The sequence below is a fragment of the Streptomyces sp. NBC_00250 genome (genome assembly GCF_036192275.1).
Lineage (GTDB): Bacteria > Actinomycetota > Actinomycetes > Streptomycetales > Streptomycetaceae > Streptomyces.
On record NZ_CP108088.1, the window covers coordinates 6762213 to 6783865 of the forward strand.

Below are 21653 nucleotides of genomic sequence, written 5' to 3' on the forward strand. Positions count from 1 at the left end.
GCTTGTGGGTCACTCCTCGGGGTGCGGGAGCGCGCGGAGGGCCTGCGCGGCCTCCGCCATGATCCGATCGACGAGTTCCTGGCAGCTGGGAAGGTCCTCGATCACTCCCGCGACCTGCCCGGCGGCCATGATCCCGAGGTCGGTGCGGCCCTCGACCATGGACGCCCGCAGCAGCATCGGGGTGTTCGCGGCGAGCAGGACCTGGCTCCAGGAGAGGTCCTTGCCGTGGCGCATGGCCAGGCCGTCGCGGATCATCGCGGGCCACGAGAGCCCGGAGATCCTGCGGAATCCGGCCGCCCGGCGCAGGGCCCGGGCCAGGGACCGTACCCGCCCGGCGTGCTCCAGGGACGCGACGAGGTCCGTACGGAGCATCCGGTGCGGCAGCCCGTCGACGGCGGTGGTGACGGTGACGTCCTTGACCGTGGCGGCCAGATAGCGGGCCTTCACCGCGTCCGGCACGGTCGAGTCGGAGGTCAGCAGGAAGCGGGTGCCCATGGCGATGCCCGCGGCCCCGTGGGCGAGGGCGGCGACCAGGCCCCGTCCGTCGTGGAAGCCGCCCGCCGCGATCACCGGGATGTCCACGGCGTCCACCACCTGCGGCAGCAGGACGCTCGTCGCGACCTCGCCGGTGTGGCCGCCGCCCTCGCCGCCCTGGACGAGCACCGCGTCCGCGCCCCAGCCGGCGACCTTCTCGGCGTGCCGCCGGGCGCCGACGGAGGGGATCACGACGACCCCCGCGTCCTTGAGCTCGGCGATCAGGTCGCGGGAGGGGGCGAGGGCGAAGGAGGCGACCCGTACGCCCTCGTCGACGATGATCCGGACCCGTTCGCGGGCGTCGCCCGCGTCGGCGCGCAGGTTCACCCCGAAGGGCCGGTCGGTGCGGGACCTCACCTCGCGGACGGCGGCGCGCAGCTCGTCCACGGTCATCGTGGCCGAGGCGAGGACGCCGAGCGCGCCCGCGTTCGCGGTGGCGGAGACCAGCCGGGGCCCGGCGACCCAGCCCATGCCGGTCTGCACGATCGGGTGGCGGACCCCGGTCAGCTCGGTGAGCGGGGTCCTCATCGGGGCGCGACCTCGCGGTCCCGCAGCCCGCGCGGGTCGATGACCTCGCGGATCAGCCGGAGTTCGTCGGCGGTGGGTTCCCGGGTGCAGGGCACGTCGTCGCCGATCACCAGGTCGAAGCCGGTGGCCGCCCGGACCTCGTCGACGCTCACGCCCGGGTGCACGGACGCGAGCCGCATCGCGTGGCCGGGCGTCTCGAAGTCGAGGACGGCGAGGTCCGTCACCACCCGGGGGAGACGGTGGTAGGGGCCGACGGCGTGGTCGTAACCGACTCCGCTGATCATGTCGACCCGCTCGACGAATACCCGGGGCGAGTGCTTGGGGACCCAGTAACTGACCGGGTTGTTGAGGGTGTTGACGGGCGCCCCGCGCACGCCGAGGAGCTGCCGGGTGGGCCGCTCCCAGTCGCCGATGCAGGAGATGTTCTGGTTGCCGTACCGGTCGATCTGGCTGGCGCCCATCATCACGTGCCGCTTGCCGCCGGTGACCATGGCGAGGTGTCGGCGGTACGGCAGCCAGCCCTCGGGATCCCCGTCGAGTCCGACGAGCAGGGCCTCGCCGTCGGTGAGGAGGAGGTCGGGGGAGAAGGTGCGTCTGGCGAGGCGGGCGCCGAAGCCGGGGATCAGGCCCATGGGGCTGGCGAGCACCTCGCCGTTGTCGCGCCAGGCCTCGGCGCAGGCGATCACGCAGTACTCGGCCCGGCTGGTCACTGCCGTCGTCGCGTCCGTCGTCACTTCCGCTGCTCCTTGTGCCAGGCCTGGACGGCCGCCTGGTAGTCGTCCTCGCTCTTGCCCGAGAGGAAGCGCTCGGCGAACTCGGGCCAGGGGATGGTCGCGTAGAGCTTCTGGAAGGGCTCGTCGCGGTCGTGGTCGGGGACGCAGGACGTGAAGTGGGCCCCGTTCGGGGTCTCGACGACGCCGGTGACGCTGTGGCGGCTGACGAGGAGGGTCTGGGGCACGGTGTCCGGCCCGAAGGACTCCACCAGCCGCTCGCAGGAGACGTACGCCGTGTCGGCGGCCTCGCAGAACAGGTCGTCGAAGTACGGGTCGGGGCCGAGGTACTGGCCGTTGCCGCGCCGGTCGGCGCGGTTGACGTGGACGAGGGCGGCGTCCATGCGCAGCGCGGGCACGGCGACGAACTCCTCGCCGTCCTCGTACGGGGAGGTGACGGTCCGCAGGCCCGGGTTGACCCGCATCACGTCGGAGCCGAGACCGGCCCGTACCGGCAGGAAGGGCAGCCGGTTGGCGGCGGCGTGCAGCCCCCACATGAACATCGCCTCGTCGAGCTCGGTGAGCTCGAAGGCACCGCGCTCGCGGGCCGCCCGGAAGTGCGGTTCGAGAGGGACGGAGTCCAGCGTCACGAAGGGCGCGACGAGTCGCCTGATCCGGCCGGCGGCGGCGAGCAGGCCGACGTCCGGGCCACCGTAGGAGATCACCGTGAGATCGCTGATCTCGGACCGGAGCAGCGCTCTGACCAGGGCCATCGGCTTGCGCCGGGACCCCCAGCCGCCGATCCCGATCGTCATGCCGGAGCGCAGCCGGGCCACGACGTCCTCGGGGGTCAGTACCTTGTCCGACTTCTCTGTCCTCTGGGTCACGGGGAGTTCTCCTTCCCGAAGGTGTCGCGGACGCGGTCGGCGACCCCGCTGAGATTGGCCTCGAAGGTGAAGCCCTGCTCGAAGCGGTAGCTGCGCCGGACGTCCACGGGGTCGATGCCGTTGAGAGCGGCCTTGGCGAGCCGGAGCAGGCTGCCGTCCTTGGCGGCGATCTCCCCGGCCAGTTCGAGCGCCGCGTCGAGCAGCCCGGGGCGCGGGACGACCTTCCACACCGAGCCGTGGGCGTGCAGTTCGGCGGCGGTCGCGGTCCGCGAGGTGTAGTAGAGGGCCCGCATCAGGTGCTGGGGCACGAGCCGGGCCAGATGGGTGGCGGCGCCGAGCGCGCCCCGGTCCAGCTCGGGCAGTCCGAAGACGGCGTCCTCGGCGGCGACGATCGCGTCGGCGTTGCCGACGAGCCCGATGCCGCCGCCCAGGCAGTGGCCGGCGACGGCGGCGACGACCGGCACCTCGCACTCGTACACGGCGGCGAAGGCCTCGGCGCAGCCGCTGTTGGCGCCGATCAGGGAGGTGTGCCCGGGGTCGCGCTGCAACTCCTTGATGTCGACGCCCGCGTTGAAGCCGCGGCCCTCGGCGGCGAGGACGACACAGCGGACCTCGGGGTCGCGGCCCGCCGTGCGGACGGCGTCGGCGAGCGCGTACCAGCCCTTGACGGGCAGGGCGTTGACGGGCGGGAAGTCGACGGTGACCAGGGCCACGCCCGGAGTGGGACGCGAGGTGCAGACACCCATGAGTGGATCAGCTACCTTTCCACCAAACGTTTGTTAGGTAACCTCTTGAGGAGGAAGGTAGCAGCCGATGGAGCTGGACGGGAGGGTCGTGCTCGTCACCGGCGGAACCCGCGGAGTCGGTGCGGGCATCGCACGCGCCTTTCTGCGGGCCGGCGCCCGGGTCGCCGTCTGCGCCCGCAGACCCCCGGACGCACCGGTCGAAGCGGCGGGCCGCACCGCCGAGTTCCACCCCCTCGACCTGCGGGAGCCCGTCGCCGTACGGGAGTTCTTCACCGACCTCGCCGAGCGGTACGGACGGCTCGACGCCCTCGTCAACAACGCGGGCGGCACGCCGTACCGCCTCCTCGGCGAGGGCGAGGCCGCACGGCACGCGCGCGTGGTCGAGCTCAACCTCACCGCCCCGCTCGCCGTCAGCCTCGCCGCCCACCCGCTCCTCCGGGCCTCGCGCGGCGCGGTCGTCATGATCGGCAGCGTCAGCGGCACCCGGCCCTCCCCGGGTACGGCCGCCTACGGCGCGGCCAAGGCGGGCCTGGAGAACCTCGCCCGCTCGATGGCCGTCGAATGGGCCCCCGACGTACGGGTCAACACCCTGGTCCTCGGCATGGTGGAGACCGAACTGTCCCACCTCCACTACGGCGACGAGGCCGGGATCGCCGCGGTCGGCCGGACCGTACCGCTGGGCCGGCTCGCCGCGCCGGACGAGATCGGCGAGGCGGCCGTCTTCCTCGCCTCCGACCGGGCGGCCTACATCTCGGGGGCCTCGCTCCTCGTGCACGGCGGCGGGGAGCGCCCCGCCTTCCTGGATGCCGCGACCGTGAACGCCGCTACCCCAAACGCCGCGACCGTCGATGTCGCGACCGTCCATGCCGCTACCCCAAACGCCGCGACCGTCCACGCCGCGACCTCAAACGCCGCGACCGTCGACGTCGCAACCGCCAGCAAGGAGAGTCGAGATGGGTCTGTGTGACGAGCGAGTGGTGATCGTGACGGGAGCGGGTCGCGGACTCGGCCGGGCGCACGCGCTCGCGTTCGCCGCCGAGGGCGCCCGGGTCGTCGTCAACGACCTCGGGGTCGGTCTCGACGGGCGCCCGGGGCCGGACAGCCCGGCGGCGGCGGTCGTCGAGGAGATCAGGGCGGCGGGCGGCGAGGCCGTCGCCCACGGCGGCGACATCGCGACCACCGAGGGCGCCGCCTCCCTCGTCGCGACCGCCCTGGACACGTACGGACGGCTCGACACCCTCGTCAGCAACGCGGGCTTCCTCCGCGACCGGATGCTCGTCAACCTCGACGAGGAGGACTGGGACGCGGTCATGCGGGTCCACGGCAAGGGCCACTTCCTGCCGCTGCGGCACGCGGGCGCGTACTGGCGGGCCGAGGCCAAGGCGGGGCGTACGCCGGTGGCGCGGGTCGTCCACACCACCTCGGGCGCCGGGCTCCTCGGCAGCGTCGGGCAGGGCAACTACGCGGCGGCCAAGGCCGCGATCGTCGGCCTCACGCTCGTCGCGGCGGCGGAGCTGGCCCGGTACGGCGTGCAGGTCAACGCGATCGCCCCGGCCGCCAGGACCCGGATGACCGAGCAGGTCTTCGACGGTCTGGAAGCCCTGCCCGAGGACGTGTCACCGCTGGTGGTGTGGCTGGGTTCGGCCGCGTCGGAGGGCGTGACCGGCAGGGTCTTCGAGGCCGAGGGCGGCCGCCTCACCGTGATGGAGGGCTGGCGGCCCGGCCCGACGGCGGACAAGGGCACGCGCCGCACTCCGGCGGAGGCGGGGGAGACGGCCCGGCGCCTCCTCGCGGAGGCGGAGCCGCCGCACCCGGTGTACGGGGCCTGACGGGGCCCGTCACTCCGTGAGGCGCTTGGTCGCGGCCCGCTGGCGTGCGGTCGCCCCGGTCAGGAAGCGGGTGATCGTCGCCAGCTCCTCGGTCGTGAACTCCTCGTAGAGCTCGTGGACTTCGCGCGACCAGTCCTCGAAGAGCGGAGCGAGCTCCGCGAGCTTCTCGGGGCGGGGCTCGACCAGCACCCGGCGCTTGTCCGTCGGGTGCTTCACCCTGCGGACGAAGCCCTTGCGTTCGAGGCGGTCGACGAGCCCGGTGACGGAGGCGGGGGCGAGGCCCGAGTGCTCGGCCAGCTCCTTGGCGGTGAGGGCGCCGTGCCGCTGGAGCAGGTCGAGCGTCTTGGTCTCGGTGGCGCCCAGGTCCTGCTGCGCGGCGACCGCCGAGTGGAAGGCGACGGAGGCGGCGCTGGAGTCCCGGCCGGCGGCGGTGAGGGCGGTGATCACCTCGGTGCGTCGTCCTGTGTCCTGCTCGCTCATGGGGCGCAGCCTAGCAAAATTCATTTAGTTCGGCCGAACGAAAGACTTGCGATCACGGGCGGACCCATGCCACTTTTTATTTCGTTAGGTCGAACGAAATAAAAGGAGGGGCCGAGATGTCCGCGACCGTCGCGACCGACACCACCGCCACCGGTGACCCGTACCCCGTCCACCCGCGCCGCTGGGCCGCCGCCGTCGTCATGATGGTCGCCGCCCTGATGGACCTGGTGGACGTCACCATCGTCAACGTCGCCCTGCCCTCCCTCGGCGAGGGTCTCGGCGCCTCCGAGAGCGCCCTCCAGTGGACCGTCTCGGCCTACCTCCTCGGCTTCGCCGCCACCCTCGTCGTCGCGGGGCGACTGGGCGACCGCTACGGCCGCAAGGCCCTCTTCCTCGCCGGCACCGCGGGCTTCGGCCTCGCGAGCCTCGCCTGCGGCCTCGCCCAGAGCCCCGGCCAGCTGATCGCCGCCCGCGCCGTGCAGGGCGTCACCGCCGCCGTCCTCATGCCCCAGGTCCTCGGCTCCTTCCACAGCCTCTTCCACGGCAAGGACCGGGGGAAGGTCTTCGGGATGTACGGGGCGGTGGCCGGCTTCGCCTCCGCGATCGGGCTGCTGCTCGGCGGCGTCCTCACCGACGCCGACCTCTTCGGACTCGGCTGGCGCAGCGTCTTCCTCGTCAACGTGCCGGTCTCCCTCCTCACCCTGGCCGCCGCCGTCGTGCTCGTCCCGGGCACCCGCGAACGCGCCGCCGCCCGGCCCCCGCTGCTCGGCAGCCTCGTCCTCGCCGCCGGACTCGTCGCCGTCGTCCTGCCGCTCGTCCAGGGCCGCAGCTGGGGCTGGCCGCTCCGGGGCTGGGGCCTCCTCGCCGCCGGAGTCCTCGCGGTGGTCGTGCTCGCGGCGCGCGGCTCGGTGCTGCCGGGCCGGATGTTCACCGTGCCCGCCTTCTCGTACGGCCTCGCCGTCCAGCTCCTCTTCGCCTTCGGCATGCAGGGCTTCTTCCTGGTCCTCGCGATCTGGCTGCAGGGCGGCCAGGGCTACACCCCGACCCAGGCGGGCGTCCTGATGGCCGCCTTCTCGGCCGGCGGCTTCCTCACCGCACCCGCCGCCGAACCCCTCGCGGCCAAGCTCGGCCGGTACGTCCCGACCGCGGGCGCGCTCCTCATGGCGGGCGGCTACGGCTGGGTCTGGTACGCCATGGAGGCCGCTGCTCCCGCCCACACCGGCGCCTGGCCCCTGGTCCCCGGCCTCGCCGTCGCGGGCGCCGGACTCGGGCTCCTCGTCGTCCCGCTCGTCGGCATCGTCCTGTCGGCCACCCCGGCCGAGCTGGCCGGCGGCGCGTCCGGAGTCTTCTCCACGGCCCAGCAGTTCGGCGGCGCCCTCGGCGCGGCGGCCATCGGCACGGCCTGGTTCGCGGACCTCTCGCTCGGCGCGGCGATGCCATGGGTCCTCGCCGCCTACGGGGCGGCGGCCCTGCTGAGCCTGCGGCTCCCGGCGGGCGGCCGGTGAAGCCCGCGCGTCCGTGACGAACGCCGGGGCCCGGAAGGGCTCCGGCGGTGCGCTGCGCGCGGGTCGGGAAACATCCCGGTGACGCCGTGCACACGGGATCCCCATGTTCGCGGGCAAGGAGTTAACGTCCGGCGAATTGAAGGGCGTTGGGGTTCCCGACCCCGATCTACGCGCGTCAAGATCTCAGTCATGCGAATCCCCCCTCGATTCACCCTCGCCGGCGGTGTCGCCACCGCCCTCCTCTCCTCCCTCCTCCTCGGCGCACCGGCCACCGCCGCGCCGGCCCCCGCGCCCGCCACCGTCACGGCCTCCGTCGCGGCGACCGCGGCCGTCGGGGACATCTGCTACTCGGACCTCCCCAGCCAGGCGTACACGACCCTGCGTCTGATCGACGCGGGCGGCCCCTTCCCGTACCGCCAGGACGGTTCCGTCTTCCAGAACCGGGAGGGCGTCCTGCCGTCCCACTCGCTCGGCTACTACCACGAGTACACGGTCAAGACCCCGGGCTCCTCCACCCGTGGCGCCCGCCGGATCGTGACCGGCGACTCGACGGCGGAGGACTACTACACCGCCGACCACTACGCGTCGTTCGACCTCATCGACTACGACTGCTGAGCACGTCCGGAGACGGCCGGCACGCCCGAAGGCCGCTGAGCCGCGGGCGTCCGGTCAGCCGCGGCGCGGGAACGTCCACTCCAGCCGGGTCCTGACCCGGGGGTCGTGGACGTACTCCAGGGCGGCCAGCGCCGTCTCCCGCGCCGCGCCCTCCGGATCGCCGTCCGCGAGGACCGACGCCAGCGCGTCGACGGCGCGCGGGTCCTGACGGATCGCGAGCCCGCGCGCCGCCTCCGCCGCCGTCTCCGGATCGGCGTCGCCGAGCCGCTCGGCGAGCCCCTCCCGTACGAGAGGGGTGTCGTCGGGCAGTTCGGCGAGCGCCAGCGTCGCCCAGTCCCGCACCCGCGCGTCACCGTCCCGGCTCAGCGCGAGCAGCACCCCGAGCGCCTCGACGTGCCCGGTCGGCACGATCCCGGCCAGGGCCCCCGCGACCGCCCGCCGTACGACCGCGTCGGGATGCCCGGCCGCGGCGAGCAGTTCGGGTACCGCGGCCGGATCGGCGCACGCCCCCAGCGCGGACACCACCGACAGCACCGGCTCGCGCGCCGACACCACCGAAAGCCCCGGCTCCCGCGGCGACGGCACCTGCTGCCGTGCCGACGGCCCCGGCTCCCACGCCGGCACGGGCACCGCCATCACCTCCGCCGCGAGCCGCCGGAGCACCGGAACCGCGCTCGACGCGAAGCCCGGCAGCGCGCCGAGCACCCGCGCACCCAGCGCCCGGCGCATCGGATCGCGGTACGCGCACCACGCGGCCGCCGCCACGAAGGTCTCCTCGTCGGCCCGGCCCGCGAGTTCGGCCACCGCCGTCGTCCAGTCGTCGAGCTCCGGATCGCCGCAGCGCAGGGCCCGTGCCGCCAGCTCCTCGTGCGAGGTGTGCAGTCCGAGCGCCGCCTCCAGGAGCGTGGCGATCGCCGCGTGCCCGGTCTGGCGGTCGTTGCCGCGCCCCGGAGCGCCGTTCTCCCGCAGCAGCTCGACGACGACCGTGATCCCGCCGTCCTCCCGGACCCGGCGGACCACCGCCTCGTACGTCTGCCCGCCCTCGTTCCCGGCGACGAGCCCGCGCCGCAGCTCGGCCGCGATGTCGGCGCCGATCCAGCGCCGCGCCTCCCGGAGCGCGGCCTCCCGGGAGTTCGCCCCGTGATCGAGCAGCGCCCGTACGCAGCCGGTGGAGCCGCGCCGGGCGGCGGCCACCAGCGGCAGGATCCCGTCCGGTCCCCGCCGGTCGGGGTCGGCCCCGTACTCGAGGAGTGCCCGTGCCGTGTCGGCGTACCCGAGCTGCAGGGCCCAGGCGAGGGCCGTGAAGCCGTACTCCTCCTCCTGGTCCGCCGCCGCGCCCGCCGCGAGCAGGGCCCGCACCACCTCGGTGTGCCCGCCGACGGCCGCCCCGCAGAGCGGCAGTTCATCGCCGTCCTCGCCGCTGAAGCCGCCGGGGTCGGCCCCGGCGGCCAGCAGCACCCGTACGATTCCGGCCTCGTTGCCGACGGCCGCCCGGTACAGCGCGGTCTCCCCGTCCTCCCGGCCCTCGGGGTCGGCCCCGTCCCGCAGGGCCTGTACGGCCCCGTTCTCGTTCCCGTCACGGATGGCGTCGAACAGCGTGCTCATGGGCCGACCCTGACCCGCCGTCCGGTCCTGGCGCAAATCGATTCCCGTCCCCGCCGCCCGGGGAGGCGCGGCCCGTTCGTACGCCCGTGCCAGAATCGGACCGCATGACGCACGATCACGACGACGCGACGCTCAGCGTCGGCCACGGCGACGCCGCCCTCGCGAAGCTCCTGGAGCAGGGGCTCGACGCGTTCAACTTCGCGGCCACGAACACCACCCCCGAGGACCAGGGGGAGCTGTCGGTGAAGGCCGTCGACGAGAACGGCGAGCTGATCGGCGGGCTCACCGGCTGGACCTGGAGCGGCCTCTTCGGGATCGACATGCTGTGGGTCCGCGAGGACAGCCGCAAGGACGGCTGGGGGAGCCGGCTCCTGCGCGCGGCCGAGGAAGAGGCCCGGCGGCGCGGCTGCGACCGCGCCACCGTCTCGTCCTTCACCTTCCAGGCCCCGGACTTCTACCGGCGGCACGGCTACGTGGAGACCGGCCGGGTGCTCGGCATCCCGGGCGGCGCCGAGGACGTCCACTTCCACAAGAGCCTGGTCGAGGAGCCCTCCGCGGACGACTAACCCGCGCACTCCAGCACCGTGCGGCAGACCCCGCACCGGGCCCGCAGTGCCCGCCCCGCCGGGACGCGCAGCCGCTGCCGGCAGACCGGGCAGGGGAACGAGACGCCGGTCGCGGGCGCGCCGCCGTCGAAGGCGTACGGGGCGCCCTCGACGGCCCGGCCCCGGCGCCGCTCCCAGCCGTACCGCCGGCGCTCGGCCCAGCCCGCCCCGGCGAGCGGTGGCGCCGCCCGTTCCCGGTCGGCCTCGGCCCGGCCCCGTACCCATGCCTCGTACGCCACCGCGCTGGTGAACCACGGTGACGGGTCCTCGCCGAACACCTCGGCCCGTTTGGCCAGGACGTAACCGAACTCCTCCGGGGTCAGGTAGCCCAGCTTCTGGCTCTCCACGCCGTCCCGCCGGAAGGCGTCGAGCAGCAGCCAGCCCGCGCCCAGGTACGTGGTCACGACGTCGGTGAGGATCTCGTTCTCGGCGGTGCCGGGGAAGCCGAGGCCGAGCCGGTGCAGCAGGACATGGGTGATCTCGTGGGCGAGGGCCGCGCCGACGTCCCGGCGGCGGGTCCGGAAGCGGTCGTTGAGCTCCACGAAGTACTCGGGCCCCGCCGCGAGGTCCACGGCCGCCGCGTGCTCCATCGGCCGGAAGCTCACCACCATGCGCGCCTCGGGCAGCCGCAGGTGCCGGACGAGGGCGCGGGCGACCCGCTGGGTGCCGAGGTGCAGGTCCTCGTCGTCGCCGAGGGCCACGTCGGCGGGCGGCACGCTCGCCGGGTAGCGGTGTACGCCGTCGGGGGAGAGGCGCCGGTAGAGCGCGGTGAGCGAGGCCCCGACGGTGGCGCGGTGCGGAAAGCCGTGGGCGACGCGGTCGCCCTCCTGACGGTTCGGCATACAGGACCCCCTCCGGCTCATTTTACGGTCCGGTGCGGCGTGGCCGAAAAGGCTTCCTTGTGGGGGCAGTTGAGAGTTGTCGATAATCCCGACATGACTTGACGGGCGCATGTCATCACCCGTCGAGGCAACCCCCCATGAGAGAAGGCAGACACGTGAAGCAGAACCGAATGGCCCGTGCGCTCCAGAAGCTGGCCGCGGCCGGCGCCGTCGTCCTGGCGGCCGTCAGCCTCCAGCCCACCACGGCCTCCGCCGCCCCCGCCCCCGTCGTCGGAGGCACCCGAGCCGCCCAGGGCGAGTTCCCCTGGATGGTCCGGCTCTCCATGGGCTGTGGCGGCTCGCTGATCACCCCGCAGGTCGTCCTCACCGCGGCCCACTGTGTGAACGGCTCCGGCAACAACACCAGCATCACCGCCACCGCCGGAGTCGTGGACCTGCAGAGCGGCAGCGCGATCAAGGTCAAGTCCACCAAGGTCCTCCAGGCCCCCGGCTACAACGGCAAGGGCAAGGACTGGGCGCTGATCAAGCTCGCCAGCCCGATCACCTCCCTGCCCAACCTGAAGATCGCCGAGACCACGGCGTACAACAGCGGCACGTTCACCGTGGCCGGCTGGGGCGCCGCCACCGAGGGCGGCGGCCAGCAGCGCTACCTGCGCAAGGCGACCGTCCCGTTCGTCTCGGACGCGTCCTGCCAGAGCTCGTACGGCAGCGACCTCGTCCCGGCGGAGGAGATCTGCGCCGGCTACAGCCAGGGCGGGGTCGACACCTGCCAGGGCGACTCCGGCGGCCCGATGTTCCGCAAGGACAACGCGGGTGCCTGGGTCCAGGTCGGCATCGTGAGCTGGGGCGAGGGCTGCGCCCGCGCCGGCTACCCGGGCGTCTACACGGAGGTCTCGACCTTCGCCTCCGCGATCAAGTCCGCCGCGGCCACGCTGTAGCCGTCACGGATCTCGCGTACGGGTGCCCCGGAGCGGCCTCGGCTCCGGGGCACCTTCCCGTGCTCGATCCCCTTGTTCCGTTCGTTCCGTTCGTTCCGTTCGTTCCGTCCGAGGAGTCATCCGTCCGAGGAGTCAGAGGACGCCGAGCTCGACGCCCATCTCCCCGTCCCCCTCCAGCTCAAGGACCCACACCTCGTTCGCACCCTCCCGGAGCACCGGACCCGGCACGAACAGGGCGTCCTGCGGGCCGGCCGCCGGCCAGTACCGGCCCAGGCAGAAGCCGTTCACCCACACGAAGCCCCGGGTCGCGCCCGGCAGCCGCAGCATCGCGTCCCCGGCACCCGACACGTCGAGCGTCCCCCGGTGGAGCCCCCGGCCCCCGCGCCCGGCGCCGAACGGCACCTCGGCCACCGCCGCCACCTCGAAGGCGTCCAGGCGCAGCGCCCGGGACCGGAACCCGTGCAGATACTGCCGCTCGTGCCGCACACCGCCCGCGATCCCCTTCGGCTCCGCCTGCCGAGGCCCGTAGTTGACCCGGCCGAGCGACTCGACCCACAGGTCCACCACGGCCGGACCCGCCACCGACCCGGGCAGGGACACGCTCTCCCCGTCCATGGTGTCGAGCACCCCCGCAGGGGCCCCGTCGACGTACACCACCGCCCGGTCCCGCAGCCCCGTCACCCCCAGCGGATACGGCTGCCGCGGACCCGGCACCGCCACCCGGTAGCGGACCAGACCCCGGTCCACACCGAGCTGCTCGAAGGTCGGCGGCACCGGCGTCGCCGCCTCCTCGTCGCCGAGCACCTCCAGCACCGTCTCCAGCGGAGCCCACCCGTCGAGGGTGCCCGAAACCGGGCCCGCGAGCCCGGTCGGGGGCTCCGGGACCTCTGGCAGCGGCCCCTCCGCGTACTTCGCGAGCACCTCGCGGAAGCGCCGGAACTTCTCCGTCGGCCGCCCCGCCTCGTCCACCGGCGCGTCGTAGTCGTACGAGGTCACCGTCGCCCGCACCGGCCCGTCGTGCAGCTCACCGGCCCGGTTCGCGCCCGCCCAGCCCCCGAAGTTCGTGCCCCCGTGCGCCATGTAGATGTTGACCGAGGCCCCGCACTCCAGGATCTCCCGCAGCGCCTCCGCCGCGTCCGCCGCGTCCCGCACCGCGTGCTCCGTGCCCCAGTGGTCGAACCAACCGCACCAGAACTCCATGCACATCAGCGGCCCCGACGGCTGGTGGCGCCGCAGCGTCGCGAAACCCTCCCGCGCCCCCGAGCCGAAGTTCGCCGTGGCGAGCACCCCCGGCACCGAACCACCCGTCAGCATGTGGTCCTCGGGACCGTCCGACGTGAACAGCGGAACACTCACCCCGCAGCCGCGCAACAGCTCCGCCAGCCACGCCAGATAGGCGCCGTCGCTGCCGTAACTCCCGTACTCGTTCTCCACCTGCACCAGGACCACCGGCCCGCCCCGGTCGATCTGCCGCTCCACCACCTGCGGCAGCAGCCGGCGGAACCAGTCCTCCACCGGCGCCAGGAACTCCGGGTCGAGGGTCCGCACCCGCCGCCCGAGCGGACCGGTCAGCCAGTGCGGCAGGCCGCCGTTCTCCCACTCGGCGCAGATGTACGGCCCCGGGCGCACGATCGCCCACATCCCGGCCCGCGCCACCGCGTCCAGGAACCGGCCGAGGGCGTCCGCGTCCGCGTACCTCCCCGGCTCCGGCTCGTGCAGATTCCAGGGGACGTACGTCTCGACACAGTTGAGACCCATCGCGCGCAGCATCCCGAGCCGGTGCTCCCACTGCTCCTCGTGCACCCGGAAGTAGTGCAGCGCCCCCGACAGGAGCCGCACCGGCCGCCCGTCGAGCAGAAAGTCCTCGTCACCCACAGCGAACGTGCTCATGGCCTCACCCTCGCCCTCTGGCGGCGAACCGGTCCATGGACAAAGATCGTCGCAGTTTGGACGTTAGGGCCCGCCCGTCCCCTCCCACCCCGATGGCGCCGGACGGGCCCGAGAGAGGGCTCCACCGCATGTACCACACCTGGATGCGCTATTTCACGCCCAGCCCCGTCCACCATCGCCTCGGCCTCGTCTGCCTCGGCGTCGGACTCCAGCACGGCACCCTGCCCACCGTCGGCCCCCGCACCCTCGACCACCACGTGGCCGTCGTCGTCTCCGCCGGCAGCGGCTGGTACCGGGGCGCCGACGGGCGCCGCACCACCGTCACCGCCCCCGCCCTGCTCTGGCTGACCCCCGGCACCCCCCACCACTACGGCGCCGACCCCGGCACCGGCTGGGACGAGGCCTTCGTCGACTTCACCGGACCCGCCACCACCACCTACACCGAACTCGGCTACATAGAACCCGACCGACCCGTCGTCCCCCTCGCCGACGCCGCCCCCGCCCGCGCCGCCATCAGTCGGATCGCCCGCGCCGCCCGCCCCGGCAACCCCCTCCTGGAAGTCGAGACCGGCGCCGTCGTCCACGAACTGCTCGTCGCCCTGCGCCGGGCCCGCGCCGACACCAACGCCGACGGCGACCCCGTCCTCGCCGCCCTCGCCCGCGACGCCTTCCAGCCGCTCTCCGTCGCCGAACACGCCGCCCGGCACGGCATGACCGCCGCCGAGCTGCGCACGGCCGTCCGCCGGGCCGCCGGGTGCAGCCCCAAGGACTACCTGCTCACCGTGCGCCTCGGCCGCGCCAAAGAACTCCTCGCCGCCACCGAACTGCCCGTCGCCGCCGTCGCCCGCCGGGTCGGCTACGACGACCCGGCCTACTTCTCCCGGCTGTTCACCCGCCGGGTCGGCACCGCCCCCGTCCGCTTCCGCGAGCAACAGGGACGGTCGGTGCACGGCGGCTGGAGCAACACCGTTCCGGATCCCGAACACCCGCCCACGATCCTCCCGAGATCCGTCTAAGCTCGCAGATCATGAGCGAGTCCACCGGCCCCCAGCAGCCCACCCCGTCCCCGCCCCCGGCCCCGTCTCAGCCAGAGTCCGTACGGGCCGAGCTGACCCGGCTGCGCGAAAGCATCGACAACATCGACGCGGCGGTCGTGCACATGCTCGCCGAGCGCTTCAAGTGCACCCAGCAGGTCGGCGTCCTCAAGGCCCGGCACCAGCTGCCGCCCGCCGACCCCGCCCGCGAGGCCCGCCAGATCGCCCGGCTGCGGGAACTCGCGGGGAACGCCAAACTGGACCCGGCCTTCGCGGAGAAACTCCTGAACTTCATCATCGCCGAGGTCATCCGCCACCACGAGACGATTGCGGACGGAGCACGCTGATGGCCCGCGTCACGGTGTTCACCCTCGGAGGGACCATCTCCGCACGCGGCGGCGACGCGGCCCGGATGACCGGCCAGGAGGTCCTGGCCGAGCTCGGCGGCGACCACGACGTCGTCCTGAACGACTTCCGCCGCGTCCCCAGCTCCACCCTCACCCACGCGGACCTCGCCGCACTCGCCGCAGAGGTCCGCGCCACCGTCGCCGCCGGCTCCGGCGTGGTCGTCGTCCAGGGCACCGACACCCTGGAGGAGACCGCCTTCCTCCTCGACCTGCTCTGCACCACCGAGCAGCCGATCGTCGTCACCGGCGCCATGCGCCGTCCCGACCTGCCCGGCGCCGACGGCCCCGCCAACCTGGCCGCCGCGCTCGCCGTCGCCGCCGATCCGGCCTGCCGCGACCTCGGCGTCCTCGTCGTCCTCGCCGACGAGATCCACGCGGCCAGGCTCGCCCGCAAGACCCACACCACCTCCGTCGCCACCTTCGCCTCACCCGGCGCCGGACGACTCGGCACGGTCGTCGAGGGCGAGCCCCGCATCCTGCTCCGCCCCGCCGTCCCGGCCGCGTTCTGCCCGCTGAAGCTCGACCCCGACGTACGGGTGGCCCTGGTGACCCTCTCCCTGGGCGACCGCGGCGAACTCCTCGACGCCGTCGACCACCGCTTCCAGGGCCTCGTCGTCGCCGCCTTCGGCGCCGGACACGCCCCCGCCTGGCTCGTCGAACCGCTCGCCGAGATCGCCCGCCGCATCCCCGTCGTCCTGGCCTCCCGTACGGGCGGCGGCGCGACCCTCTCGGACACCTACCGCGGCCCCGGATCCGAGTACGACCTCCTGCACCACGGACTGATCCCGGCCGGCGCCCTCGACCCGGCCAAGGCCCGGATCCTGCTCCACACCCTGCTGTCCAGCGGCGCGGCCGGCCCGGCCGGCTACGACCGCCCCCGCATCACCGCGGCCTTCGCCCACCTGGACGGCTCCGGACTCGCCTGAACCCGGCAGGGGGCGTCCCGCCCCCACCAGCGGAGTCTTGTCGCCACCACCCCTGCCCGACGCCGAAGGCATCGGGCAGCATAGGGCCATGTCCGTACTGACGCGCGACGAAGCGCAGACCCGTGCCCAGCTCCTCGATGTCCAGCACTACAGCGTGGACCTCGACCTCACCACCGGCGACGAGACCTTCGAGTCCACCAGCCTCGTCAGGTTCACCGCCCGCACCGCCGGGGACACCTTCGTCGAGCTGAAGCCCGAAACCCTGCACTCCGCCCTCCTGGACGACGAGCCGCTCGACCTCACCACCCTCGAAGGGAACCGGCTCCCGCTGCGCCTCGACGCGGGCGAGCACGTCCTGCGGATCGTCGCCACCATGCGGTACTCCCGTACCGGCGAGGGCATGCACCGCTTCACGGACCCCAGCGACGGCGAGTCGTACGTCTACACCCAGCTCTTCATGGAAGACGTCCAGCGCGTCTTCGCCGCCTTCGACCAGCCCGACCTGAAGGCCGTCTTCGAGGTGTCCGTCACGGCCCCCGAGGGCTGGACCGTCCTCGCCAACGGCATCACCGAGCAGCAGCCCGACGGCCGCTGGAAGGCCGCCGCCACCCCACCGCTCTCCACCTACTTCGTCTGCGTCGCCGCCGGACCCTGGCACTCGGTCCGCACCGAACACGCCGGGCTCCCCTTCGGCATCCACTGCCGCCGCTCCCTCGCCGCCCACCTCGACGCCGACGCCGACGAGATCCTCGCCGTCACCAAGGCCTGCTACGACCGCTTCCACGAGAAGTTCGAGGAGCCCTACCCCTTCGACTCCTACGACCAGGCCTTCGTCCCCGAGTTCAACGCGGGCGCCATGGAGAACCCCGGCCTCGTCACCTTCCGCGACGAGTTCGTCTTCCGCTCCGCCGTCACCGTCACCGAGCGGCAGACCCGCGCCATGGTCATCGCCCACGAGATGGCCCACATGTGGTTCGGCGACCTCGTCACCCTGCGCTGGTGGGACGACATCTGGCTGAACGAGTCCTTCGCCGAGTACATGGGCTACCAGACCGTCAACGAAGCCTGCACCGACCTCTTCCCCGACACCTGGGTCGACTTCGGCGTCACCCGGAAGGCCTGGGGCTACGAGGCCGACCAGCGACCCTCCACCCACCCCGTCGCCCCCGACCCGGAGTCCGTCCCCGACACCGCCTCCGCCCTCCTCAACTTCGACGGCATCTCCTACGCCAAGGGCGCCTCGGCCCTCCGCCAGCTCGTCACCTGGCTCGGCGAGAAGGACTTCCTCGCCGGCATCAACATCCACTTCAAGCGCCACAAGTTCGGCAACGCCACCCTCGCCGACTTCATCGACAACCTCGCCGCCGCCACCGAACGCGACGTCCACGCCTGGGCCGAGCAGTGGCTCCGCACCACCGGCGTCGACACCCTCACCCCCGCCCTCACCGGCGAGGGCCTCCGCTGGAAGCTCGCGATCGACCGCGACGGAAGCCGCCCCCACCGGATCGCCGCCGGCCTCTACGACCGCGACCCCTCCGGCGACCTCGTCCTGCGCGAGCGCCGCGAACTCGACGTGCCCCAGACCGAGCCCGCCGAGCTCACCGGCCCCCGCCCCGCCCTCGTCGTCCTCAACGACGAGGACCTCACCTACGCCAAGCTCCGCTTCGACGAGCTCTCCGAGGAGTCCGCCCTGCGCGGCCTCTCCCGCATCCCCGACGCACTGACCCGCGCCGTCATCTGGAACGCGCTCCGCGACATGGTCCGCGACGGCGACCTCGCCCCCCGCGAGTACCTGGAGATCGCCCTCGCACACCTCACCGAGGAGACCGAACTCGCCCTCGTCCAAGGCGTCCTCGGCTTCGCCCGCGCCCAGATCGCCGACCGGTACGTCACCGAGGACGAGCGGCCCGCCGCCCTCGCCACCATCGGCGAGATCGCCCGCGCGCTGCTGCGCCGCACCGAGGACGGCGACGCGCCCGGTCTGCGCCTCACCGCCGTCCGCGCGTTCATCGACAGCGCCTCCACCCCCGACAAGATCGCCTCCTGGCTCGACGAGGGCACCGTCCACGGCGGCCCCGAACTCGACCCCGAACTGCGCTGGCGCATCCTGGCCCGCCTCGCCGTCCTCGGCGCCACCGACGAGCCCACGATCGCCGCCGAACTGGAGCGCGACCCGAGCGCCACCGGCCAGGAGGGCGCGGCCCGCTGCCGGGCCTCCCTCCCCACGCCCGAGGCGAAGGCGGCGGCCTGGTCCGCCCTCTTCGACACGGACGACCTCTCCAACTACCTCTTCACCGCCACCGCCCAGGGCTTCTGGCAGCCGGAGCAGTCGGACCTCGTACGCGAGTACGTCCCCCGCTTCTACCCGGCGGCCATCGCCCTCGCCGCCCGCCGCGGCGCCGCGATGGCCGAAGCGGCCGGCCGCTACGCCTTCCCGTCGTACGCGATCGACGCCGACTCCCTGACGCTGGGAGACCACCACATGACGACCGACGAGACGACCCCGGCCCTCCACCGCAAACTGGTGGACCAGCTGGACGACCTCCGCCGAGCCCTGAAGGCCCGTACGGCCTAGGCCATGTCCGGAAAATCCCGCCTGGCCCGCGGCCAGACGGCGCTACGTTCCGGACACGACCAGGACAGACCGCGCCGCACCCCTCGGGCCCGCGCCCGGCCGGTAGCCACCGGCCGGGCTCGGGCCCGCCAGCCCAGGTAACCCGTTTGGGTTACAGCCATCGACTCCCCGGACATACCCCCACAACCCCCGGCACTCTGTCGTCCATGCGTGCCGAACCCCCACCCCTCGCCGGAGGCCCCCCCGGCCCCGATGCCCTCGGCCCCCTCCTCGACACCGTCCTCGACGCACTCCGCGCGGGAGCGGAGGAACGCGGCGGCCCCCTCCCCGCCGGCGGCCCCGAAGCGGTGGCCCGCCGCGTCGGCGCACTCGGCACCGCACTCCCCGAGACCGGCACCGGCTCGCACGAGGCGCTGACCACGATCGTCCGGGCACTGGCCGCCGGCGCCGCCGACCCCGCCCACCCCCTCTGCGCCGCCCACCTCCACACCCCACCCCTCGCCCTCGCCGCCGCCGCGGATCTCGCCGCCTCCGCCCTGAACCCGTCCATGGACTCCTGGGACCAGGCCCCCGCCGCCTCCGCCCTGGAGGCCCAGGTCACGGCCGCGCTCGCCACCGAGGTGTATCCGGACGCCGCCGCCCCCGACGCACTCGTCACCACCGGCGGCACCGAGTCCAACCAGCTCGCCCTGCTGCTCGCGAGGGAACGCCTCGGCCCGATCCGCACCGTCGTCGGCGCGAACGCCCACCACTCCTTCCGCCGCGCCGCCTGGCTCCTCGGCCTCCCCGAGCCGGTCGTCGTGCCCACCCCGAGCGGCACCCTGGACCCGGCCGCGCTCCACGAGGCACTGACCACCCTCACCGGACCCGTCGTGGTCGCCGTCACCGCCGGAACCACCGACGAAGGCCTCATCGACCCGATCCCCGACCTCGCGGACGTCTGCGCGGCGCACGACGCCGAACTCCACATCGACGCGGCCTACGGCGGCCCACTCCTCTTCAGCCGCACCCACCGCCCCCTCCTGGACGGCCTGACCCGGGCCCGCACCGTCACCATCGATCTCCACAAGCTGGGCTGGCAGCCGGCCGCCGCCGGGCTCCTCGCCGTACGGGAGGCCGCCGACCTCACCGCCCTCGGCCACACCGCCGACTACCTCAACGCCGACGACGACACCGAGGCGGGCCTCCCCGACCTCCTGGGCCGCTCGCTGCGCACCACCCGCCGCCCCGACGTCCTCAAGACCGCCGTCACCCTCCGGGCCCTGGGCCGCACCGGCCTCGGCACGCTCGTCGACGCCTGCATGGACCGGGCCCGGGACCTGGCCGATCTGGTGGAGAAAGCGCCGACGCTCGACCTGCGGGCCAGGCCGACCCTCACCACCGTCCTGTTCCGGCCGAGCGGCGCCGACGACGGAACCGTCGCCGCGATCCGCCGCACCCTCCTCGCCGAGGGCCGTGCCGTCCTCGGCCGCGCCGAGGCCGACGGCCGCCTCTGGCTCAAGGCCACCCTGCTCAACCCCCACGCCACCCCCGGCGACCTGGCCCAGCTCATCACCCTCGTGGAAGGCAGCGCGCAGCGATGACCGGCAGCACCCCTCAGCAGGACCTCGAACAGCCCCACGATCTGGTGGGCGTCGGCATCGGCCCCTTCAACCTCTCGCTCGCCGCCCTCGCGCACGGCGTCCCCGGCGGGCTCGCCGCCTCCTTCTTCGAGCAGAAACCGGCCTTCCACTGGCACCCGGGCCTCCTCATCGAGGGCGCCACCCTCCAGGTCCCGTTCCTCGCCGACCTGGTGACCCTGGCCGACCCGGCCAGCCCGTGGACCTTCCTCAACTACCTGAAGAGCCGTGAGCGCCTCTTCCCCTTCTACTTCGCCGAGAAGTTCCACATCCAGCGCGCCGAGTACGACGCCTACTGCCGCTGGGTCAGCGAGCGGCTCCCCGGTCTCCACTTCGGGCACCAGGTCGACTCGGTCCGCTGGAACCCCGAGCGGCGCCTGTTCGAGGTCGACTTCACCCAGATCGACCCGGAGGGCGAGGCCGAGGCACTGGGCCGCGCGTACACCCGCAACGTCGTCCTCGGAGTCGGCACCGAACCGTACGTCCCCGAGCCGCTCAAGCCGCTCGCCGACGCCCCCGGCGTTCCCGTCTTCCACTCCGCCGACTACCTCGCCCACCGCGAGACGCTCCTCGCCGCCGGGCACGTGACCGTCATCGGCTCCGGCCAGTCCGGCGCCGAAGTCTTCCTCGACCTGCTCCGAGCCCGTCCGGCCGGAGCCGAGCAGATCCACTGGCTGGCCCGCAGCGAGGCCTTCGCGCCGATGGAGTACTCCAAGCTGGGCCTGGAGCACTTCACCCCGGACTACACCCGCTACTTCCACTCCCTGCCCGAGCCGGTACGCGGTGAACTCGTGCCCCGCCAGTGGCAGCTGCACAAGGGCATCGACGCCGACACCATCGCGGCCATCCACGACGAGCTGTACCGCCGCACCCTGCACGGCGGCTGGCCCGACGCCGTCCTCACCCCCGGCGTCCGGGTCCGTACGGCAGGCAGGGTCGCCACCACCCAGGTGGAGCTGCACCTGGAACACCTCCAGCAGGGCACCCGCTCCCGGCTCACCACCGACGCGGTCGTCCTCGCGACCGGCTACCGGGAACGCCCGGTGGAACGGATGCTCGCCGGTCTCGACCCGTATCTGCGCCACGACTCGGCCGGCCGCCCGAAGGTCGACGAGCACTACCGGCTGGTCCTCGACCCGTCCGTCACCGGCGCCGTCCACGTACAGAACGCCGAGAAGCACACCCATGGCGTCGGCGCCCCCGACCTGGGCCTCGCCGCCTGGCGGAGCGCGACGATCCTCAACTCGATCAGCGGCAAGGAGCCGTACCCGCTGCCCCGCCGGACGGCCTTCACCAGTTTCGGTCTGGAGACACGAGAGGCGCCGAGCATCCCGGCCCAGGGCCAGAAGCTGACGCCTCTCACACAGATCGTCTAGCG

19 protein-coding genes and 1 pseudogene are annotated in these 21653 nt (G+C 73.6%); 12 read left to right on the plus strand and 8 right to left on the minus strand.

The window, feature by feature from the left end; all coding sequences use genetic code 11:
• Positions 1–9 precede the first annotated feature (9 nt).
• The 4 genes from OG259_RS30615 to OG259_RS30630 are packed head-to-tail and all read right to left on the minus strand — an operon-like array spanning position 10 to position 3405.
• A complete protein-coding gene (locus tag OG259_RS30615) occupies positions 10–1062 on the minus strand; it encodes an NAD(P)H-dependent flavin oxidoreductase (protein ID WP_328945191.1) in 1053 nt (350 codons plus the stop codon).
• Complete coding sequence (locus OG259_RS30620; RefSeq protein WP_328945192.1) at positions 1059–1796, minus strand: CoA-transferase subunit beta; 738 nt, start codon at positions 1794–1796, stop codon at positions 1059–1061. Before OG259_RS30620 ends, OG259_RS30615 begins: the two co-directional genes overlap by 4 nt.
• Complete coding sequence (locus OG259_RS30625; RefSeq protein WP_328945193.1) at positions 1793–2659, minus strand: CoA transferase subunit A; 867 nt, start codon at positions 2657–2659, stop codon at positions 1793–1795. Before OG259_RS30625 ends, OG259_RS30620 begins: the two co-directional genes overlap by 4 nt.
• Positions 2656–3405 carry an enoyl-CoA hydratase family protein gene (locus OG259_RS30630; protein WP_328945194.1) on the minus strand — a complete coding sequence of 250 codons (750 nt, stop codon included), beginning with the start codon at positions 3403–3405 and terminating at the stop codon, positions 2656–2658. Before OG259_RS30630 ends, OG259_RS30625 begins: the two co-directional genes overlap by 4 nt.
• 67 nt (positions 3406–3472) lie before the next feature.
• Between OG259_RS30630 and OG259_RS30635 the strand changes: the two are divergent.
• Positions 3473–4225: pseudogene (locus OG259_RS30635) on the plus strand (SDR family oxidoreductase); the annotation flags it as partial.
• Positions 4226–4358: 133 nt separating this feature from the next.
• The gene (locus OG259_RS30640; RefSeq protein ID WP_328945196.1) at positions 4359–5234 is read left to right on the plus strand and encodes an SDR family oxidoreductase; all 876 of its coding nucleotides are present in this window, start codon (positions 4359–4361) and stop codon (positions 5232–5234) included.
• Between the two features lie 9 nt (positions 5235–5243).
• Here OG259_RS30640 and OG259_RS30645 read toward each other — a convergent pair whose 3' ends face one another.
• On the minus strand, positions 5244–5714 hold the full coding sequence (locus OG259_RS30645) for a MarR family winged helix-turn-helix transcriptional regulator (RefSeq protein WP_328945197.1): 471 nt from the start codon (positions 5712–5714) through the stop codon (positions 5244–5246).
• Positions 5715–5830: 116 nt separating this feature from the next.
• Here OG259_RS30645 and OG259_RS30650 point away from each other — a divergent pair, with 116 nt between their 5' ends.
• Positions 5831–7219: an MFS transporter gene (locus tag OG259_RS30650; RefSeq protein WP_328945198.1), complete on the plus strand. Its 1389-nt coding sequence runs from the start codon at positions 5831–5833 to the stop codon at positions 7217–7219.
• A 189-nt stretch (positions 7220–7408) separates the two neighbouring features.
• Positions 7409–7834, plus strand: a complete 426-nt coding sequence (locus tag OG259_RS30655) for a ribonuclease domain-containing protein (protein ID WP_328945199.1) — start codon at positions 7409–7411, stop codon at positions 7832–7834.
• Between the two features lie 54 nt (positions 7835–7888).
• On the opposite strand, the gene OG259_RS30660 is transcribed toward OG259_RS30655, so the two are convergent.
• Positions 7889–9439: an ankyrin repeat domain-containing protein gene (locus OG259_RS30660; protein ID WP_328945200.1), complete on the minus strand. Its 1551-nt coding sequence runs from the start codon at positions 9437–9439 to the stop codon at positions 7889–7891.
• A 104-nt stretch (positions 9440–9543) separates the two neighbouring features.
• Here OG259_RS30660 and OG259_RS30665 point away from each other — a divergent pair, with 104 nt between their 5' ends.
• Complete coding sequence (locus tag OG259_RS30665; RefSeq protein ID WP_328945201.1) at positions 9544–10005, plus strand: GNAT family N-acetyltransferase; 462 nt, start codon at positions 9544–9546, stop codon at positions 10003–10005.
• Here the strand turns inward: OG259_RS30665 and OG259_RS30670 are convergent.
• Complete coding sequence (locus OG259_RS30670; protein WP_328945202.1) at positions 10002–10886, minus strand: hypothetical protein; 885 nt, start codon at positions 10884–10886, stop codon at positions 10002–10004. The two genes, OG259_RS30665 and OG259_RS30670, sit on opposite strands and share 4 nt — an antisense overlap.
• A gap of 170 nt (positions 10887–11056) precedes the next feature.
• On the opposite strand from OG259_RS30670, the gene OG259_RS30675 reads away from it, so the two are divergent.
• Complete coding sequence (locus OG259_RS30675; protein ID WP_328947222.1) at positions 11057–11824, plus strand: S1 family peptidase; 768 nt, start codon at positions 11057–11059, stop codon at positions 11822–11824.
• Between the two features lie 132 nt (positions 11825–11956).
• On the opposite strand, the gene OG259_RS30680 is transcribed toward OG259_RS30675, so the two are convergent.
• Entirely contained in the window at positions 11957–13714 is a 1758-nt protein-coding gene (locus OG259_RS30680; RefSeq protein ID WP_328945203.1) for a glycoside hydrolase family 35 protein, read from the minus strand.
• 128 nt (positions 13715–13842) lie between these two features.
• On the opposite strand from OG259_RS30680, the gene OG259_RS30685 reads away from it, so the two are divergent.
• The 6 genes from OG259_RS30685 to OG259_RS30710 all read left to right on the plus strand — a co-directional run bounded on the left by OG259_RS30685 (position 13843) and on the right by OG259_RS30710 (position 21651).
• Positions 13843–14730: a helix-turn-helix domain-containing protein gene (locus OG259_RS30685; RefSeq protein ID WP_328945204.1), complete on the plus strand. Its 888-nt coding sequence runs from the start codon at positions 13843–13845 to the stop codon at positions 14728–14730.
• An 11-nt stretch (positions 14731–14741) separates the two neighbouring features.
• Positions 14742–15095 (plus strand): chorismate mutase, encoded by a 354-nt coding sequence (locus OG259_RS30690; RefSeq protein ID WP_328945205.1) that lies wholly within the window; start codon positions 14742–14744, stop codon positions 15093–15095.
• Complete coding sequence (locus OG259_RS30695; RefSeq protein WP_328945206.1) at positions 15095–16081, plus strand: asparaginase; 987 nt, start codon at positions 15095–15097, stop codon at positions 16079–16081. Before OG259_RS30690 ends, OG259_RS30695 begins: the two co-directional genes overlap by 1 nt.
• Positions 16082–16169: 88 nt before the next feature.
• Positions 16170–18656: an aminopeptidase N gene (gene pepN, locus OG259_RS30700; protein WP_328945207.1), complete on the plus strand. Its 2487-nt coding sequence runs from the start codon at positions 16170–16172 to the stop codon at positions 18654–18656.
• A 206-nt stretch (positions 18657–18862) separates the two neighbouring features.
• The gene (locus OG259_RS30705; RefSeq protein WP_328945208.1) at positions 18863–20239 is read left to right on the plus strand and encodes a pyridoxal phosphate-dependent decarboxylase family protein; all 1377 of its coding nucleotides are present in this window, start codon (positions 18863–18865) and stop codon (positions 20237–20239) included.
• A complete protein-coding gene (locus OG259_RS30710) occupies positions 20236–21651 on the plus strand; it encodes a lysine N(6)-hydroxylase/L-ornithine N(5)-oxygenase family protein (protein ID WP_328945209.1) in 1416 nt (471 codons plus the stop codon). Before OG259_RS30705 ends, OG259_RS30710 begins: the two co-directional genes overlap by 4 nt.
• Positions 21652–21653 lie beyond the last annotated feature (2 nt).